This window comes from Stenotrophomonas sp. BIO128-Bstrain, assembly GCF_030128875.1.
Taxonomy (GTDB): domain Bacteria; phylum Pseudomonadota; class Gammaproteobacteria; order Xanthomonadales; family Xanthomonadaceae; genus Stenotrophomonas; species Stenotrophomonas bentonitica_A.
Map to the genome: position 1 here is coordinate 1,589,289 of NZ_CP124620.1, position 17,942 is coordinate 1,607,230.

General features: G+C 63.3%; 17 protein-coding genes and 1 pseudogene. 13 read left to right on the forward strand and 5 right to left on the reverse strand.

Features of this window, described 5'->3' with window-relative positions; genetic code table 11:
• Positions 1 to 47 precede the first annotated feature (47 nt).
• From POS15_RS07080 to POS15_RS07130, 11 genes are all read left to right on the forward strand, one after another.
• Positions 48 to 1,916 carry a copper resistance system multicopper oxidase gene (locus tag POS15_RS07080; protein WP_012480217.1) on the forward strand — a complete coding sequence of 623 codons (1,869 nt, stop codon included), beginning with the start codon at positions 48 to 50 and terminating at the stop codon, positions 1,914 to 1,916.
• Positions 1,913 to 3,181 carry a copper-binding protein CopB gene (locus POS15_RS07085; RefSeq protein ID WP_005413421.1) on the forward strand — a complete coding sequence of 423 codons (1,269 nt, stop codon included), beginning with the start codon at positions 1,913 to 1,915 and terminating at the stop codon, positions 3,179 to 3,181. The genes POS15_RS07080 and POS15_RS07085 overlap by 4 nt, the downstream gene beginning before the upstream one ends.
• Positions 3,182 to 3,193: 12 nt before the next feature.
• Positions 3,194 to 3,964, forward strand: a complete 771-nt coding sequence (locus POS15_RS07090) for a cytochrome c (RefSeq protein ID WP_012480216.1) — start codon at positions 3,194 to 3,196, stop codon at positions 3,962 to 3,964.
• Positions 3,965 to 3,983: 19 nt separating this feature from the next.
• Complete coding sequence (locus POS15_RS07095) at positions 3,984 to 4,493, forward strand: nuclear transport factor 2 family protein (RefSeq protein WP_012480215.1); 510 nt, start codon at positions 3,984 to 3,986, stop codon at positions 4,491 to 4,493.
• A gap of 173 nt (positions 4,494 to 4,666) precedes the next feature.
• A complete protein-coding gene (locus POS15_RS07100) occupies positions 4,667 to 5,032 on the forward strand; it encodes a DUF411 domain-containing protein (protein WP_019184727.1) in 366 nt (121 codons plus the stop codon).
• Between the two features lie 70 nt (positions 5,033 to 5,102).
• A complete protein-coding gene (locus POS15_RS07105; RefSeq protein WP_224096871.1) occupies positions 5,103 to 5,453 on the forward strand; it encodes a four-helix bundle copper-binding protein in 351 nt (116 codons plus the stop codon).
• A 178-nt stretch (positions 5,454 to 5,631) separates the two neighbouring features.
• Positions 5,632 to 6,015, forward strand: coding sequence for a copper homeostasis periplasmic binding protein CopC (copC, locus tag POS15_RS07110; RefSeq protein ID WP_005413416.1), 384 nt, complete (start codon positions 5,632 to 5,634; stop codon positions 6,013 to 6,015).
• Between the two features lie 10 nt (positions 6,016 to 6,025).
• Positions 6,026 to 6,955, forward strand: a complete 930-nt coding sequence (gene copD / locus POS15_RS07115; RefSeq protein WP_005995728.1) for a copper homeostasis membrane protein CopD — start codon at positions 6,026 to 6,028, stop codon at positions 6,953 to 6,955.
• A gap of 61 nt (positions 6,956 to 7,016) precedes the next feature.
• Complete coding sequence (locus POS15_RS07120; protein ID WP_074058989.1) at positions 7,017 to 9,443, forward strand: heavy metal translocating P-type ATPase; 2,427 nt, start codon at positions 7,017 to 7,019, stop codon at positions 9,441 to 9,443.
• A 28-nt stretch (positions 9,444 to 9,471) separates the two neighbouring features.
• Complete coding sequence (locus POS15_RS07125; RefSeq protein WP_005413412.1) at positions 9,472 to 9,747, forward strand: hypothetical protein; 276 nt, start codon at positions 9,472 to 9,474, stop codon at positions 9,745 to 9,747.
• 74 nt (positions 9,748 to 9,821) lie between these two features.
• Entirely contained in the window at positions 9,822 to 10,373 is a 552-nt protein-coding gene (locus POS15_RS07130; protein WP_005995733.1) for a DUF305 domain-containing protein, read from the forward strand.
• A 29-nt stretch (positions 10,374 to 10,402) separates the two neighbouring features.
• Here POS15_RS07130 and POS15_RS07135 read toward each other — a convergent pair whose 3' ends face one another.
• A complete protein-coding gene (locus POS15_RS07135; protein ID WP_187756563.1) occupies positions 10,403 to 10,591 on the reverse strand; it encodes an arginase family protein in 189 nt (62 codons plus the stop codon).
• A gap of 88 nt (positions 10,592 to 10,679) precedes the next feature.
• Between POS15_RS07135 and POS15_RS07140 the strand changes: the two genes are divergently transcribed.
• Both POS15_RS07140 and POS15_RS07145 read left to right on the forward strand, forming a co-directional pair.
• The gene (locus tag POS15_RS07140) at positions 10,680 to 10,967 is read left to right on the forward strand and encodes a TonB-dependent receptor (RefSeq protein WP_005413409.1); all 288 of its coding nucleotides are present in this window, start codon (positions 10,680 to 10,682) and stop codon (positions 10,965 to 10,967) included.
• A gap of 26 nt (positions 10,968 to 10,993) precedes the next feature.
• On the forward strand, positions 10,994 to 11,824 hold the full coding sequence (locus tag POS15_RS07145) for a DUF4198 domain-containing protein (RefSeq protein ID WP_005995738.1): 831 nt from the start codon (positions 10,994 to 10,996) through the stop codon (positions 11,822 to 11,824).
• 104 nt (positions 11,825 to 11,928) lie between these two features.
• Here the strand turns inward: POS15_RS07145 and POS15_RS07150 are convergent, their stop codons facing one another.
• The 4 genes and pseudogenes from POS15_RS07150 to POS15_RS07165 all read right to left on the reverse strand — a co-directional run bounded on the left by POS15_RS07150 (position 11,929) and on the right by POS15_RS07165 (position 17,934).
• Positions 11,929 to 15,069 (reverse strand): CusA/CzcA family heavy metal efflux RND transporter, encoded by a 3,141-nt coding sequence (locus POS15_RS07150; RefSeq protein WP_074058991.1) that lies wholly within the window; start codon positions 15,067 to 15,069, stop codon positions 11,929 to 11,931.
• Between the two features lie 65 nt (positions 15,070 to 15,134).
• Positions 15,135 to 15,227 (reverse strand): annotated as a pseudogene (locus POS15_RS07155) (heavy metal-binding domain-containing protein); the annotation flags it as partial.
• Positions 15,228 to 15,577: 350 nt separating this feature from the next.
• On the reverse strand, positions 15,578 to 16,579 hold the full coding sequence (locus POS15_RS07160; RefSeq protein ID WP_224096873.1) for an efflux RND transporter periplasmic adaptor subunit: 1,002 nt from the start codon (positions 16,577 to 16,579) through the stop codon (positions 15,578 to 15,580).
• Positions 16,576 to 17,934: a TolC family protein gene (locus POS15_RS07165; RefSeq protein WP_224096874.1), complete on the reverse strand. Its 1,359-nt coding sequence runs from the start codon at positions 17,932 to 17,934 to the stop codon at positions 16,576 to 16,578. Before POS15_RS07165 ends, POS15_RS07160 begins: the two co-directional genes overlap by 4 nt.
• Positions 17,935 to 17,942: the final 8 nt, after the last annotated feature.

Below are 17,942 nucleotides of genomic sequence, written 5' to 3' on the forward strand. Positions count from 1 at the left end.
TCTGTACCACCGCCCGCCGGTGGCAACACGACGCTTGGAGCATTTTCATGTCGCATGATGATTTTCGTGGTCCACGCGGTGGACCGCTGCTGCCTTCGCGGCGGCGATTTGTCCAAGGCTTGGCCTTGGGAGGCGCAGTCGCAGGATTAGGTTTCTGGCCCAAAGCCAGTTGGGCGCTCAAGGGGCCGGGACAACCCAACGTACTATCGGGCACTGAGTTTGACCTGACCATTGGCGAGACGCCGATGAACTTCACCGGCAAGACCCGCACCGCGATCACGGTCAACGGGTCCGTTCCGGCGCCGTTGCTGCGGTGGCGGGAAGGCACCACGGTCAACTTGCGCGTCTCTAATGCATTGCCCGCTAACTCCATCCATGGCGCGGACACCTCCATCCATTGGCACGGCATCATTTTGCCGGCCAACATGGACGGCGTGCCGGGTCTGAGCTTTGACGGTATCGGACGTGGTGAGACCTACCACTACCGGTTCACCCTGCATCAGGGCGGAACCTACTGGTACCACAGCCACTCAGGGTTCCAGGAACAAGCCGGGCTCTATGGCCCGATCGTCATCGACCCATTGGAGCCGGAGCCCTTCAGTTTCGATCGCGACTACGTCGTGATGCTGAGCGATTGGACAGACCTGGACCCGACGGCCCTGTTCGATCGTTTGAAGAAGATGCCGGGCCATGACAATTACTACAAGCGCACGGTCGGCGATTTTGCGCGCGATGTGAAGCGCAACGGCCTGTCGGCCACGTTGGAAGATCGCAAGATGTGGGGCGTGATGCGGATGACGCCCACGGACCTGTCCGACGTCAACGCCAACACCTACACCTACCTGATGAACGGCACGACCTCACTGGGCAACTGGACCGGTTTGTTCCGCAGTGGCGAGAAGGTGCGCCTGCGTTTCATCAATGGCTCTGCCATGACGTACTTCGATGTGCGTATTCCGGGGCTGAAGATGACCGTGGTGGCGGCAGATGGCTTGTATGTCCATCCGGTTTCCGTCGACGAGTTCCGCATCGCGGTAGCAGAAACCTTCGATGTGATCGTGGAGCCCTCCGGGCAGGACGCATTCACCATCTTTGCCCAAGACTCCGGTCGCACCGGCTACATCAGCGGCACGCTCGCTGTGCGCGAAGGATTACGCGCGCCCGTTCCGTCTGTGGATCCCCGGCCGCTGCTGACGATGGCAGACATGGGCATGGATCATGGGTCGATGGATATGTCTGGCGGCAGCAAGGGCATGGAAGGCGGCTGTGGTGCGGCCATGGGCATGCCTGGCATGACCCCACCTGTCAGCGGTAACGCGACCTCGGCCCATGCAGGCCATGCGATGCCCGCCGCCGGCGATGGTGCCATGGCAGGCATGCAGCACGGGGGCATGCAATCACACCCTGCTAGCGAGACCAACAATCCCCTGTTGGACAACCAAGCCATGAGCGTGAGTTCGCGCTTGGATGATCCGGGCAATGGCCTGCGCGATAACGGCCGTCATGTGCTGACGTATTCCATGCTCAAGAGCACCTTTGAAGACCCTGACGGACGCGACCCCGGTCGCGAGATCGAGCTGCATCTGACCGGACACATGGAGAAATTCTCCTGGGGCTTCAACGGTCAGAAGTTTTCCGATGTCGAGCCGCTGCGGCTGAACTACGGCGAGCGTATGCGCATCGTATTGGTTAACGACACGATGATGACCCATCCCATCCATTTGCACGGCATGTGGAGTGACGTGGAGGACGACAACGGCAACTTCATGGTGCGCAAGCACACGGTGGATATGCCGCCAGGTAGCCGACGCACGTATCGCGTGCGTGCCGATGCGTTGGGCAGCTGGGCGTTCCATTGCCACCTGCTTTATCACATGGAAGCCGGAATGATGCGCACGGTGAGGGTCGACGAATGAACATCAATAGACGCGATACCACCCTGACTGCGCTGACGGCTATCTCGCTGGCCCTGGCCAATGCGGCCAGCGCCCAATCTATGCAGCACGGCTCCATGCAGATGGAGCAGGGCGCGCAGACCCAGACTCAGGATCACTCTGCACATCAGGCGCCGACATCAAAACCTGCGCCAGCCCAAAAGCCTGCAACACCGGCCAAGACGAGCGAAGCGACGATCGATCATGCGGCGATGGGCCACGCCGAGCCGCAGGCTAACGCAGCCGAGCCTGCCATGCAGGGCATGGACCATTCGCAGATGGGGCACGGCTCGCCCGCGAGCACACCTGCGGCGCCCACAGCGCAGGCGCAGTCGATGCAGGGCATGGATCACAGTCAGATGGCACAGCCCGCTGCAGCCGACACCTCCGGCACGGCCACGCCTGCGATGCAGGGGATGGACCATTCGCAGATGGGCCATGATTCGCCCGCGCCCGCTACACCAGAAGCGGGAATGCAATCGATGGAGGGCATGGACCACAGTCAGATGGGACACGGGCCTGCAGCGCCAACGCAGCCGCGCACCCCGATTCCCGCGGTGACGGACGCGGATCGCAAGGCGGCCATCGCGCCGGAACACGCGCATCCGGTGCATGACAACTCGATCAAGAGCTACGTGCTGCTCAATCGCCTGGAAACCTGGGATGCCGATCCGGGCACCGGGCTGGGCTGGGAGGGCCAGGGCTGGATCGGTACGGACCTCAATCGCGTCTGGCTCCGCAGTGAAGGCGAACGCACGGATGGTCAGACCGAGTCGGCTGATCTGGAAGTGCTTTACGGCCGCAGTATCTCCACGTGGTGGGATGTGGTGGCCGGTGTGCGTCATGACTTCAAGCCTGGGGCATCGCAGAACTTCGCCGCTATCGGTGTACAGGGCTTGGCGCCGATGAAGTTCGAAGTGTCCGCCACAGCCTATCTCGGCGAAGGGGGCCAGACTGCCGCCAATGTCGAGGCCGAGTACGAATTGCTGCTAACCAACCGGCTGATCTTGCAGCCGCTGGTGGAAGTCACCGCCTATGGCAAGAACGATCCATTGCGCGGGATAGGTTCGGGTCTGAGTGCCGCTGAGGCGGGGCTACGACTTCGCTATGAGTTCACCCGAAAGTTCGCTCCCTACATCGGCGTGGTGTACGAGCGCGCGTTTGGCAATACCGCAGACATGCGACGCGAGCATGGCGAGTCCTTTGAAGACACGCGCTTGGTCATCGGCCTTCGTACCTGGTTCTAAGGGGAACTGACAATGAAATCCAACAAAAAGATGTGGGTATGGCTCGGTGCCGGCGTGGCATTGGTTGCGGTGGTCGCAACCGCCACGGTCTCTCTGGGCGTGTACAACGTGGCCGCCGACGATCCGCATAGTCGCCCGGTGTATGCGCTACTTGAAACGGCGCGCGAGCGTTCCATTGAGGTGCGCGCCGCCAAGCTTCAGCTACCCACGAACCTTGATGATCCTGAGCGTATCCGCCAGGGTGCGGGCAACTACAACGCCATGTGCGTGACCTGCCATCTTTCACCAGACGCGGCGGCCACCGAGATGAGCAAGGGCCTGTACCCCGCGCCACCGAACCTAAGCAAACAGCCGGTCGCTCCAGCTGAGGCGTTCTGGGTGATCAAGCACGGCATCAAGGCCAGCGGCATGCCCGCTTGGGGCGGCAGCATGGACGATGAGTTCATATGGAACATGTCGGCCTTCCTGCAGAAGTTGCCCACGCTGGACGCGACTGCGTACAAGGAACTTGTCGACAGCAGCGAGGGCCATTCGCATGGCGGCGGCGAGACGCAAGGCCACCATGACGACGAAAAGGCCGAGGATCACCCTGCCTTATTCGAGCCGGGCAACAACTCCATGCCGCATGCGCACCCGCCGGGCGTGGACGACGATCACCACGGCCCGACACCCAGCGACACGGAAGTCGGGTTGGTGAGCCACGGCCATCCCGACGGCAAGGTGGAGTCGCACCCTGCACCACACACGCCCGTGGCCGATGACGGCCATGCGCACACCCATTGATCTCCTTGGAGCCCACGCAATGAACGCAACAGCAATCTCGTTCACCCTCGCACTGGCACTGGCCGTCGTGTCCCCCGCAATGGCGCAGGCGACACAGCCGCACGCACATCACCCCGCTGCCGCGGCATCTGCGGACGTCGACGTCCCAGTCACTGCAGAGGCCGCGGTCGCCGTAGCGGAGCGTTTCAACAGGGCCCTGTCTAGCGGCGATCTGGCCACGGTCGAAGCCCTGCTCGCTGCCGACGTTCTCATCCTCGAGTCCGGGGGCGCCGAACGCAGCCGCGAGGAATACATGGGCCATCACGCAGTCAGCGATGCGGCGTTCCTCAAGGGCGCCCATCGCCAGCTGCTCCGTCAGCGCGCACGAGCCGCCGGCGAGTTCGCGTGGGTCGGAACCGAAAGCGAGTTGCATGCCCAGAAGGACGGCCAGCCACTGACCGTCCAGAGCGCCGAGACGATGGTGCTGAAGGAGACCGCGGACGGCTGGCGGATCGTCCACATCCACTGGTCCTCGCGGACCAAGCGCTGAGTCGAGAGATTGAAATGACTACGCTCACATTGCACCGTCTGACTTTTGTGGTCCTTGCCGTGGCTGGTCTGGGTGCTTGCACCCAGGATGCTTCATCCGCGCAACCCACAACCTCGCCCTCCGCACAGGTTGTCGTCCCATCAGCCGACGCGACTCCAGCAGCCCTGCCACGCATGACCGTCCACAAGACCCCGACCTGCGGGTGCTGCGGTGTCTGGATCGACCACGTGCAGAAGGCGGGATTCACCGTGGATGTGCACGACATGGATGACCTGGGTCTGGTCAAGGAGCGGTTGGGTGTCCCCTATGCAAAGGGCTCCTGCCACACGGCCGAGATCGGCGGATACGTCATCGAAGGCCACGTTCCGGCCGCGGACATCAAGCGTCTCCTCGAAGAAAAGCCGAACGCACGCGGCCTGGTCCTCCCAGGGATGCCGCTTGGTTCTCCGGGCATGGAGGTCCCGGAGGGACGCCAGCAGCCGTTCACGGTCGAGCTGATCCATCGCGACGGAACCACTGAACCGTTCGCACAGCACTGATCCGTCGCAGCAACAGGGGACGGTGTTGCGGGCGCGCCGATTCTCGCCCGCGAGGAAGAAGGAGAACTACATGACTCACCATTCCGCAGCACACCGGCCCCAGGCCATGAACGAGTGCATCGACAACTGCACGCAATGCCATGCGATCTGCCTGGAGACGATCAACTACTGCCTGACCAAAGGAGGTGTTCACGCGGCCCCGGAGCATATCGCCCTGTTGGCGACGTGTGCCGATACCTGCGCAACCAGTGCCGACGCGATGCTGCGCGGTGCCATCGTTCACGACGTGGTTTGCGGTGCCTGCGCGGAGATCTGCCGCCAGTGCGCCGATGCATGCGACGCCATGAACGACCCTGAGATGACGCGCTGCGCCGAAGTTTGTCGCCGCTGCGCGGAAAGCTGCAGCGCCATGGCAGCGTAATGCGTCGAGGATCCCGCCTGAGCCGGTGGGATCCTCGTCTCGCGAAAGCGGAAGTATCAAGAAAATCCGACAAATCGTGGTTTCGGTGACAGTCCGACATCTAACGCTTGTCGCATCGAACACAGCGCGGCCCCTCCCGAACGGGCTTTGCATCACATTCCAATGAGGATTTATCCATATGAAGTCGTCCAACGTCATTCGCTCCTTCGCGCTCGTCCTCGCAATCGCGGCCGGGCAGTTTTCGCTGCAGGTCGCGCACGCCCACGCCGCGCTGCAGCAGTCCACACCGGCGGCAAATGCGGTGGTGGCCTCGCCAGGCCAGATCGATCTCGTGTTCAACGAGACATTGATTCCGCGGGCGTCGCGTCTCAAGTTGCTCATGAAGCACGGCAGTTCCACCATGCCGATCGAGAATTTCACGACCGAGATCGTCAACAACGGCAAGACCCTGCGTGCCAAGTTGCCTGGACCGCTGGCTCCGGGCGTCTATACCGTGGAATACCGCGCCGTCGGTGGTGACAACCACCCCATGCCGGGCAGCTTCAGCTTCACGGTGCGCTGAGGAGTCGCGAATGTTCGACCTGTCGGCTTATGCACTGAGATTCTTGGAATACCTTGTCATCATGGTTCTTTTCGGGGTTCCACTCTTCGGTTGGTACGGGTCGCGTCGATCGGCACTCGCCGACGCCTTGGCCGGGTGGTCACTCATGGGCGTTCTATTGGCGGGTGCCGTAGCCGGTCTCGTGCTCACCGGGCTCGATGTCGTCTTCAAGACCGCGGGCATCATGGGAATGCCGCTTGCCGAGGTTGATCGCGGATCGCTTGGCTGGTATCTGCTCGAGACGTCCGCGGGCCGGGCAGCCATGGCGAGAGGCGCGCTGCTGGTCGCCCTGATGTTCGTGCTCGGATGGCATCGTCGCCGCGGGAAGGTGGAGACCGCCTTCCCGCTGGGGGCGATGCTGGCGGGCGGCGCACTCGCTTCGCTGGCATGGAACGGCCACGCCGCCGCTGGCGAGGGCTTGGCAGGCGCGGTCCGGCTTGCTGCAGGCATCGTCCATCTTCTCGCGGCAGGCGGCTGGATCGCAGCGGTCCTGATGTTCCTTGCCATGCTGCTGCGCGGCAAAGAGACGAACGGCAGCGGGCGTCTGCGATCAACGCATGACTTTCTGCATGGTTTTTCGACGCTGGGAACGATCTTCGTTGGTGCGCTCATCGTGTCCGGCATCGCGCACTACGGGGATCTCACCGCGTGGTCGTTTTCGGCCCTGTTCCAGAGCACCTACGGGAAGTTGCTGCTGTTCAAACTGGCCCTGTTCGCTGGAATGCTGGGTTTGGGAGCGCTGCACCGATGGACGCTGGTGCCGCGCTTGGAACGAGCGCTGACCAGCGGAGATCCCGCGCAGGAGGTGCGGGCTTTGCGGCAGAGTGTTACGGCTGAGGCCGCGCTGGCCATCTTGATCCTGATTGTTGTTTCAGTGCTCGGGACGCTCAGCCCCGAATAGCTGTGTAACCCGCAATGGCACACTGCCTTGGCAGTCCATCCCCACTAAAGCGAGCATCGGCATGAACTCACCGTCGTCCCATGACCATCACCATTCTGCAGGCGCAGCCCCTGTCGAGGCTGCGGATGGACGGGTCACCGATCCGGTCTGTGGCATGCAGGTCGATCCCGCCACGACGCAGCATCATGCGACCCACGCCGACACACCTTTCCACTTCTGCTCGGAGCGATGCCGCGCGAAGTTCGTGGCCGATCCGGAGCGCTATCTGACGCCCCAGGACGAACCCGAGGTGGCACAGCCCGGCGCCATCTACACCTGCCCGATGCACCCGGAAGTCCGGCAACAAGGTCCAGGCAACTGTCCCTTCTGCGGCATGGCGCTGGAGCCGGAAATGCCGAGCCTGGAGGACGATGACAATCCGGAACTTCGCGACTTCTCGCGCCGGTTCTGGTGGACGCTTCCGCTGACTGTGGTGACGCTCGTGCTGGCCATGTTCGGCCAGTACCTCCCGCGTGTCGTGCTGGGCGACGTGCAGATCCTGCCGTTGTCGATCGACGTGCAGACCTGGGTCGAGCTGGTCTTGACCACACCAGTCGTGCTGTGGGCCGGCTGGCCGTTCTTCGAGCGCTGCGTGCAGTCGATCCGCAACCGCAGCCCGAACATGTTCACCCTCATCGGGATTGGCGTTGCGGCCGCCTTTGGCTACAGCCTGGTCGCCACGCTGGCACCCGGCTTGTTCCCACCGTCGTTTACCGAACATGGGCGCATCGGCGTGTATTACGAGGCGGCGGCGGTGATCGTGTCGCTGACGCTGCTCGGCCAGATGCTGGAGCTACGAGCGCGTTCGAAAACGTCCGCGGCAATCAAGGGCCTGCTTGGTCTGGCGCCCAAGGAAGCCCGGCGGGTCAATGCCGACGGCACCGAGGAAGACATCCCGCTAACCCACGTGCATGTCGGCGACCACCTGCGCGTGCGACCCGGCGAAAAGTTGCCGGTGGATGGCGAAGTGGTGGAAGGCCGCTCCAGGGTCGACGAGTCGATGCTCACCGGCGAGCCGATCCCGGTCGAGAAAACCACTGGCGATCAGGTCATCGGCGCGACCCAGAACGGCACCGGCGCGCTGGTGATCCGCGCCGCCAAGGTGGGTTCCGACACTGTGCTGTCGCAGATCGTGCAGCTGGTCGCGCAGGCGCAGCGCGCTCGCGCGCCGATGCAGCGGATGGCCGATACCGTCGCCTACTGGTTCGTGCTCGCGGTCCTGGCGATCGCGGTGGCCACCTTCTTCATCTGGGGCTTCTTCGGCCCGGAGCCGGCCTGGACCTTTGCCATCCTGAACGCGGTTTCGGTGTTGATCATCGCCTGCCCCTGCGCGCTGGGTCTGGCCACGCCGATGTCGATCATGGTCGCCACCGGCAAGGCGGCACAGGTGGGCGTGTTGTTCCGCGATGCCGAGGCCATCGAGCACATGCGCCGCATCGATACCCTCATCGTCGACAAGACCGGCACCCTCACCGAAGGACGCCCCGCGTTCAAGGAAGTCGTGGCCTTCGAGGGCTTCGACGCCGACCAGGTGCTGCACCTGGCGGCCAGCCTGGACCAGGGCAGCGAGCATCCGCTGGCCGATGCCATCGTGGCCGAGGCCCGACGCCGGAACTTCGAGTTCGACCGCGTGGAGGACTTCGACTCGGTGACCGGCATGGGTGTGCGCGGAACCGTCGCCGGTCGCGCGCTTGCGCTGGGCAATACCGCCCTCATGGATGATCTGGGCGCCGATCCCGGTGCGCATGTCGACGTCGCCGAGCGTCTGCGCCGCGAGGGTGCGAGCGCCATGTTCCTCGCCGTGGACGGTCGCCTGGCGGGTCTGATCGCGGTCGCAGACCCGATCAAGGCGTCGGCCGCGGCCGCCATCAATGAGCTGCACGCCGCCGGGCTGCGCATCATCATGGCCACCGGCGACGGGCTCACCACCGCACGGGCTGTGGCCACAGAGTTGGGCCTGGACGAAGTGCATGGCGAGGTCCGCCCCGAGGACAAGGCCGAACTGGTGCAGCGCCTCAAGCGCGAAGGCCGGCGGGTGGCGATGGCGGGCGACGGCATCAACGACGCGCCGGCGCTGGCCGCCGCCGACGTCGGCATTGCCATGGGTACTGGCACCGACGTCGCGATGTCGAGCGCGCAGATCACCCTGGTCAAGGGCGACCTGCGCGGCATCCTGCGCGCCCGGAAGATCTCTCAGGCCACCGTGGCCAACATGAAGCAGAACCTCACCTTCGCGTTCGTCTACAACGCGCTCGGGGTTCCGCTCGCGGCCGGGGTGCTCTACCCCGCGTTCGGGATCCTACTGAGTCCGATGGTCGCGGCGCTCGCCATGAGCGTGAGCTCGGTTTCGGTGGTCGCCAATGCCCTGCGTTTGTCCGGCTCCACCGTTGTTGCCACCCCCCACCCTGACCGCGCCGATGAGCCTGCGCGCGGCCATTCCTGTCACTGATGGCTCATATCCCACAAGGAGTACTGCAATGAAGCGTTATGCCTCCCTCTCGATGATGGCCTTGTTCCTGATGGCGGGCGCGGCCTTCGCCGGCGGCCAGACCACCACGCCCACCACCGACCACGGTCAGCACAAGCCGGCGGCGGCCGATGCCGATTTCACCAAGCTCGATGCCAACAAGGACGGCTCGCTGTCCAAGGAAGAACTGGCCAAGCACAAGCTGGCGCCGCACTTTGGCATGCTCGATAGCAACAAAGACGGCAAGCTGAGCCCGCAGGAATTCGCTGCCGGCAAGGGTATGTAAGTGTTCTCAGCCCGGGAGCTGTTCCAACAGTTCCCGGGTTCTTCCGCCGTTCTGCCATTCCCACGGAGATTGTTATGTCCTCTTCGCACGGTACGCACGAAAACGCGCAAGACCCGCAGTCCCAGCACGCAAAACCGCACGCCTCACACCAACCTGCCCACCAGGCACAACAAGGGCATCAAGGCCATTACGGCCGCCTGTTGTTGATGATGGGCCTGTCTTTCGTGGCCATGTACGCATTGATGTACGCAATGGTCGATCAGTGGGCTAACGTCTATAACAACGTCAACCAGTTCTACATGGCGGGCCTGATGGCCGCTCCCATGCTGCTGATCGAGCTGTGGCTAATGTCCAGCATGTACCCCGATCGCCGACGCAATCTGATTCTGGCTGGTCTGACGGTGGCGTTCATGCTGTTCTGCTGGTGGGGCATTCGCACTCAAGCAGCGGTCACTGACAAGCAGTTCATCCGTTCGATGATTCCCCACCACGCTGGCGCCATCCTGATGTGTGAGGAGAATCGTCTGAAGGATCCTGAGTTGGTGAAGCTCTGCCAGGACATTATTACCTCGCAGACACAGGAGATCGCGCAAATGAAGCAGTTGCTGGCTGAGCGTTCCCGTTAGCTCACTGCCTTTTGCCAGCCGATATCACTTCACTGAGCCTGCGCACTGACCATTCGGTGGATCAAACGCGCGGCCACACGTGCGGTGGCTTGATCCGGATCCAGGGGCGGACACAGTTCCGCCACGTCGACCACACGTACCTTGCCCGAGGCCATGACCAGATCCAGCAGGGCTTCCAGGACCTCCAGACTCACCCCGCGTGGGTTGGGGGCGCTCACGCCCGGGGCCACCACCATTGAGTACGCCGGCAAGATCACCAGCGGCTTGGGTAGCTACACCCAGTGGCGTGGCTTGGGCTCACTGCGTATGGGCAAGAACCGTTGGACCGGCGTCTATTCGGCGCAGTACATCGGCAGCGCGGACGACATCATCGCCGTGCCCGACACGATCGGCTCGCATGTGTCCAGCGTGGTGTACCACAGCCTGCAACTGAGCTACGGCATCAAGAAGAAATGGGATATCTCCGCCGGCGTTGAAAAAGTGCTCGATAAGAAGGCGCCGTTCGTGAAGAACAACCCCAACACCGACACCGACACCATGACGTACGACTTGCTGGGTCGTCGCTGGAATGTCCGCTTTGGTTACCACTGGTAAGCCACGATCACGAGGAGCTACACATCATGAGAAACACGCAACTATCCGCCACACTACTGCTGTTCGCTGTGGCCGGCAGTGCCGGTGCGCACGACCTGTTTGTCGCTTTCTCCAAGCCTGGCACCGCAGCGGGCGAGGCGAACACCGCCTTGGTGAACAACGGCACCTTCGATGAAAGTGCTGGCGCAGTCACCCGAGCGCGTCTACAGGACGTTTCGCTGAGCCAGGACGGTGCCAAGGCCGCCCCGGACCTGGCCAGTTGGAAAGAGATCGGCAAGCAAAGCCAGCTCACCGTCCATCCGGCGGGCGAGGGCACCTATCTGCTGGGTGTCTCGACGATGGCTTCCACCAGCACACGTACGGCCAGCGAGTTCGGCAAGTACCTGGAGCTGGAAGACTTGCCCGATACGCTGGCCACCTATGACGCAAGCAAGTTCCCCAAAGGGGTCACCTATAGCTATACCAAGCATGCCCGTGCCATTGGACAGGTGGGCACGAAACTGACCGACGACTTCGCTGCCTCGCTGGGCTATCCGTTGGAGATCCGCTTGACCCGCAATCCTGGAAGCGTGAAGGTCGGCGAACAGCTGTCGTTCCAAGTGCTGCAGCAGGGCACGCCAGTGCCCAACCTACGCGTGTACGTCGGTCATCGTGCTGATGCACCGGTCAAGGGCGGGCACGGTAGCGCTACGCTCCTGCGCACCGATGCCCAAGGCCAAGCCAGTTTCCAGGTGACCACCGCCAAGACCTGGTACATCCACACCAATCACATGGTGCCCTCTACACAAAAGGCTTTGGATTTTGTGTCGGATCGGGCGTCGCTGAGCTTTGAGATTTCCCCGCACGCCGGGCACTGACAAGTAGGCACGTAGGCGGTACTCTCCCCTTTGACGCCAGTCATGACTTCTTCCATGACTCGCGTCTTTTTGTGGGGACGGACCTCAGGTGCTCAGTCTGTCTCTCATTGGTCGCCCCGCGCCGCGCGCAATCCACGTCGCCGCACCAGATAGAACGCTGCGGGAATCACCACCATAGAGAGCACCGGTGCGGTGAGCATGCCACCCAGCATCGGCGCGGCGATACGTTGCATGACCTCCGAGCCGGCACCGGCACCAACGAACAGCGGAAACAACCCGGCCAGGATGACGGCTACCGTCATCGCCTTCGGGCGCACCCGCTGCACGGCACCTTCGTAGATAGCCTCTTGCAGGGTAGACACATCTTCCGGCGCACCGCTGGCCAAGCGCTGCTCCCAAGCATGACGCAGGTACAGCAACATGATGACGCCGAACTCAGCCGCAACGCCACCCAGGGCGATGAATCCGATCATGCTGGCTACCGAAATCGCATGGCCCAGCCCCCAGATCAACCAGAAACCGCCCACCAACGCCAAGGGCAAGCTGAGCAGGATGATGGATACATCGCTGAGCCGGCGAAACACCATCCAGATGACCAGGAAGATGATCGCCAACGCCGCGGGCACCACCCATTGCAGGCGTGCCAATGCCCGTTGCAGATACTCGTACTGCCCCGACCAGGCCAGACCATAGCCGGCAGGCAAACTCACCTGGGTCTGCATCGCGGCTTGCAGGTCCTGGACCACCGATCCTAAGTCGCGATCGGCCACATCGACGTAGATGTAGCCCACCAACCGGCCGTTATCGCTCTTGAGCATCGGCGGGCCTGGGCTGATTGACAGCTCCGCCACCTGGCTCAAGGTCAGTTGCACACCGCCTGGCGCGATCAGCGGCAGATCCTGCAAGGCCTGCAATGAGTCGCGCTGGCCACGGGGGTAGCGCAAGACGATGGGATAGCGCTCGCGCCCCTCGATCGTTTCCCCGATTGGATCGCCGCCAACGACCGTGGCAATCAGTTGCTGGAGTTGGCCTTGAGTGAATCCATAACGCGCAGCGATTTCCGGGCGCACCTGTACATCGACATAGCGCCCGCCGGTGACGCGTTCGGCCAGTGCCGAACTCACGCCGGGCACAGTCTTGGCCACCTGCTCGATCTGCTGGCTCAGGCGCTCGATCTGCTCCACATCTGGTCCGGAGACCTTGATCCCAATCGGGCTTTTGATGCCGGTGGCCAACATATCGATGCGATTGCGAATGGGCGGTACCCATAGATTGGTTAGACCGGGAATCTTGACCGCGGCGTCCAACTCTTGGCGTAGCTTCTGAAGGGTCATGCCCGGGCGCCATTGATCCCGCGGCTTGAAGGTCACGGTGGTCTCAAACATTTCCATAGGTGCCGGATCGGTCGCACTTTCGGCACGGCCGGCCTTGCCGAACACGTGCTCGACCTCCGGTACGGTTTTGATCATCCGTCCTGAGAGCTGAAGCAACTGGCGCGCCTTGTCGGCTGACAGGCCTGGCAACGCAGTGGGCATGTACAGCAGGCTGCCTTCTTCCAAGGGTGGCATGAATTCACTGCCCAACCGGCTAAAGGGGATCAAGGTGAGCACCAGCAGCAGGCCACTGAGCAGCAAGGTGACACCGGGATGTTTGAGGACCCACAACAGAATGGGCCGGTATCCGGCGATCAGGATGCGATTTATGGGGTTCTGTTGTTCCGGCCGGATGTGGCCGCGGATCAGGTAGCCCATCAGCACGGGGATCAAGGTCACCGACAACCCTGCTGCGGCGGCCATCGCGTAGGTCTTGGTGTAGGCCAAGGGCGAGAATAAACGCCCTTCCTGCGCCTGCAGGGCAAAAACCGGCACGAAGGATAGGGTGATGACCAGCAAGCTCGCGAACAGGGCCGGTCCGACCTCGGCCGCCGAGCGGGCCATCAACTGCCAGCGCTCCTCACCCTGGGGTTCCCGACCGTGCTCCTCCCGCCAGTGCTCCAGATGCTTGTGTGCATTTTCGATCATCACCACCGCTGCATCGACCATCGCACCAATGGCGATGGCGATGCCTCCTAACGACAGCAAGTTGGCGGAGATCCCCTGGGCGTGCATCACGATGAAGGCCGCTAGGATACCCAAGGGTAGGGTGATGACGGCCACCAACGCCGAGCGTAGGTGCCACAGGAACAGCAGGCATACCAGCGCTACGACCAGGAACTCTTCACCAAGCTTATGGGTGAGGTTGCGTACCGCATCCTGGATTAGCTCGGAGCGGTCGTACACCGCCACCACTTCCACGCCTTCGGGCAAGCTGGATTGCAACGCCTGCAGTCGCGCTTTGACGTTCCGAATGGCCCCCAAGGCATCCTTGCCGGTCCGCAGGACGATCACGCCGCCGGCCACCTCACCTTGACCATCCGACTCTGCGATACCACGACGGAAGACCGGCCCGCGACTGATCGTGGCCACCTCGCCGAGCAAGACGGGGATGCCGTCGTTGCCGGTTACCGGCACCTGTTCGAACGCCTCCTGTGTGCGCAGGTAGCCTTCGCTACGCACCATCAGTTCGGCTTCGCCTTGTTCGATCACGGAGCCCCCGGTAGCGCCGTTGGCCGCATCCACCGCCTCGATGAGCTCGGCCACCGTCAGTCCACGGGCCGCCAACGCCTGCGGATCCGGCTGGATCTGCCAGGCGCGCACCGCACCGCCCACACTGGCTACTTCAGCCACGTCCGGCACGGTTTTTAGCTCATAACGAAGAAACCAGTCCTGCAACGCACGCAGCTGCCCCACATCACGTTGACCGGTCCGATCCACCAAGGCGTACTGGTAGATCCAGCCCAGCCCTGTCGCATCAGGACCCAGCGCCGGATTCACATTCGGCGGAAGTCGATCGCGCACCTGGCTCAAGTACTCGAGCACTCGAGAGCGAGCCCAGTACAGATCAGTGGCATCGTCAAACAGGATGTAGACGAACGAATCACCGAAGAAGGAGAAGCCGCGTACCGCTTTCACGCCCGGCACGGACAACATCGTGGTGGCCAACGGGTAGGTGACTTGGTCTTCGATGATACGCGGGGTTTGCCCAGCCCATTGCGTGCGGATGATGACTTGGGTATCCGACAGGTCCGGCAGCGCATCCAGCGGCGTGTTCTTTATCGACCAGATGCCGACCACCGCCAGCAGCGCGGCGGCAACCAGCACCAGCACGCGATTGGCGATGCAAGCATGGATCAGGCGCGCGATCATGGCGTGCCCTCCATCGCTTCGGACATGACGGCGCTTGCCTGGCAATCAGCGGCTGCGGCGGAGCCGAACTTGGGTACCAACTGCATATCCATGAACGGTGACTTGCCCGGCTTGTCGAAATGCTTCTCCGGCACCATCGGGTCATACCAGTACTGCACCGGGCAGCGTGGCGGCGTGGAGGTGGAGGTCTCTGGCGCGACAGGCGCAGGCTGTCTGGACGGTGACGGCACGACAGTGCGTGCGTCGTGCCCGGCGTCATGGCGCTCGTGTACACCTGATGCGCTGGCAGGGCTTGTAGGTTGTGCAGCGCCCAGGCGCTCCAACGCACCGGAGAGATTGGCTTCAGAGTCGAGCAGGAACTGACCCGAGACCACCACGCGTTCACCACCGGCCAAGCCTGCCACGATCTGCGTGCGCCCTTGCACGCTACGTCCGGCACTCACCCGCACTGGCCGGAAGCTCCCGTCCGGATCCTGCACGATGACCCGGCTGTCCCGCCCGGTGGCAATCAGCGCCTCCGTGGGAACGACTGGCAAGGCCTGCTCGCATCGGGCTGCACCAGAACCTCGGCGAACATGCCCGGCACCAGCCGACGCTGCGGGTTGCGCAGCACAATTCGCGCCCGCTGCGTGCGACTAGCCATGTCGACCTGGGGAAGCAACGCCTGGATCTGTCCGCCAAAGCGCTCTGCCGGCCATGCATTGACCGTGGCCTGCACTGAGGTCCCCAGCCGCAAGGTGCCCAGCGCTGCCTGGGGCACCGAGGCCTCCAGCCACAGCGTGTCCAGCCCATTGATCTTGAACAGTGGCGTACCGGGTATCACCGTCTGCCCCTCGCGTGCCAGGATCTCGGTCACGACACCACTGTGGTCTGCGCCAAGCACGACGCCACTTCTGGCCGAGGCGCCAGAAGGAACACCCAACGAACGCAACCGTTGTTGCGCGGCACCCTGTAGCTCACGCGCGCTCGCGGACTGAGCTTGGCTCAGGGTATGTGCTTCGGCGATGGCCGCGTTCCATGCCGGGGCCTGCACGGTGGCCAGCGCTTGACCACGACGAACCTCGGTAAACGGCGCCTTTACCTGCACGTGGGTGATCAAGCCTTCCGTGCGCGCACTGACCACGGTTTCCTGGGTCAGATCCCTCGTCAGTGTGCCCGGCACGCGTACAGCAGTCCCTAGTGACTCTACCGTCACTTCCTGAGTGCGTATGCCCACGTTCTGCTGCAGGCGCGGATTGATCTGCGTTCCGCCGCCCATGGCCTCATCTGCGTATTTGGGCAGCAACTTCATATCCATGAACGGAGATTTGCCCGGCTTGTCGAATCGCTGCTCCGGCGCCATGGGGTCGTACCAGTACAACACCTTGCGCGCTTGACCTGCGCCGCTCGTGCCGGTGGGCGGGGTGGAATCAGAGGTTCGAGTCATCCAGGCGTAGCCGCTGGCAAAGCCGAGCGCCAGCAACCCGAGGGCCACGGCGAGCTGTGTGAGACGCGTCTTGGTCGGGGTCATGGCGTGTTCTCCTCATGGGGCAGCAGATAGGCCAGTGCCGCCCAGGCACGGCCCTGTTCGCCCAGCAGACGGGCGTTCTCCAGTTGCAATTCGATCTCATCGCGCCGCGCTTCCAGCCACGGCTGCAGGTCGGCACCGGCGCCGTAGGCGGCCAACGCCGTGCGTGCGCGATCGCGCGCCAAAGGCAGGCTCTGCGTGTTCTGACGCTCCAACTGGCCGGTTAACCCGCGCCATCGCGCCATCGCGCGTTGCACCGACTCGGCTTGGATGCGCCGGGCCTCATCGCGCTCTGCGGACACCGCCTCCAGCTCAGCCCGTCGTGCCACGATGCCTCGTGCTTGGCGGTTCTTCTGGAACAGCGGCAGGCCCACGCCCACTTCCACCATGAGCATGTCGCTGCGCGCCATGCCGTCGAGTGCGCGCTCGCGACGTCCGTAGGTGAGCTCCACACTCCAATCCGGGCGGGTTTCGGCCACGGCCGCATCCACCTGGGCCTGGGCTAAGCTCTGGCGTGCCTCCCAGCCCAGTAGTGGTGTGTGCTGGTCCAGGTTGGCCAGCAGTTGGGTGGGCTCCAATGGCAACTGCGAAAAATCCGGCGCCGTACCACTGGCCAAGATCGCCTCTGGTGCAATACCCAACCACCGCGCCAGGCCGGCCTGCGCCGCGGCGTGCTCCGCATGTACCTGCTCCAGGCGATTGTCCAACTGCAGTAGGACGGCCTGGGCGGCAAGCACGTCACTGGCCCCGGCCGTGCCACCTGCCAAGCGAGCACGCGCCGCACGCTCGGCTATGCGCGCCGGCTCGCGCAAACCTTCCAACGCATCTACGGCTTGCTGCGTACTCCGCAGCTCGATCCAGGCCTGCGCGGCCGCTTGGACCACCATCTGCTGTTCGACCATCGACAGTGAGCGCGCTTGTGCCAGCGTCGCTTGAGCCAGCGCTTGCTCGGCACGTCGTTTCGCACGGGCAGGAAACTCCTGCATCAGCCCGACTTGCTGGGTGGTCATCTCGTCTGCCCGCAGACTGAAGGCATCGGGTCCGCTGACGGGCCAGTTCGCCAGCCCCACGATCAGACGTGGATCGGGCAACGCGCCGGCACGCGCGGCTTCTTCGGTACTTGCATCGATCTGGGATCGGCGCACCTGCAGGGTAGGGGCGTTAGCAAGCGCTTGTTGTAGTGCTTCGGGATAGCTGATCGGGATAGCGGGCGGTGCCGCCACCACAGGACCACTGAGCGCCAGGGCAAACAACACCCCGCACGCCATCCTGCGTCTTGCACGCAGAAAGAAGGACATCTCCATAAGACCTCCGGACAAACGACAACGAGCGTGCTGCAACACAAGCAGCACGAGCACGGGTCAAT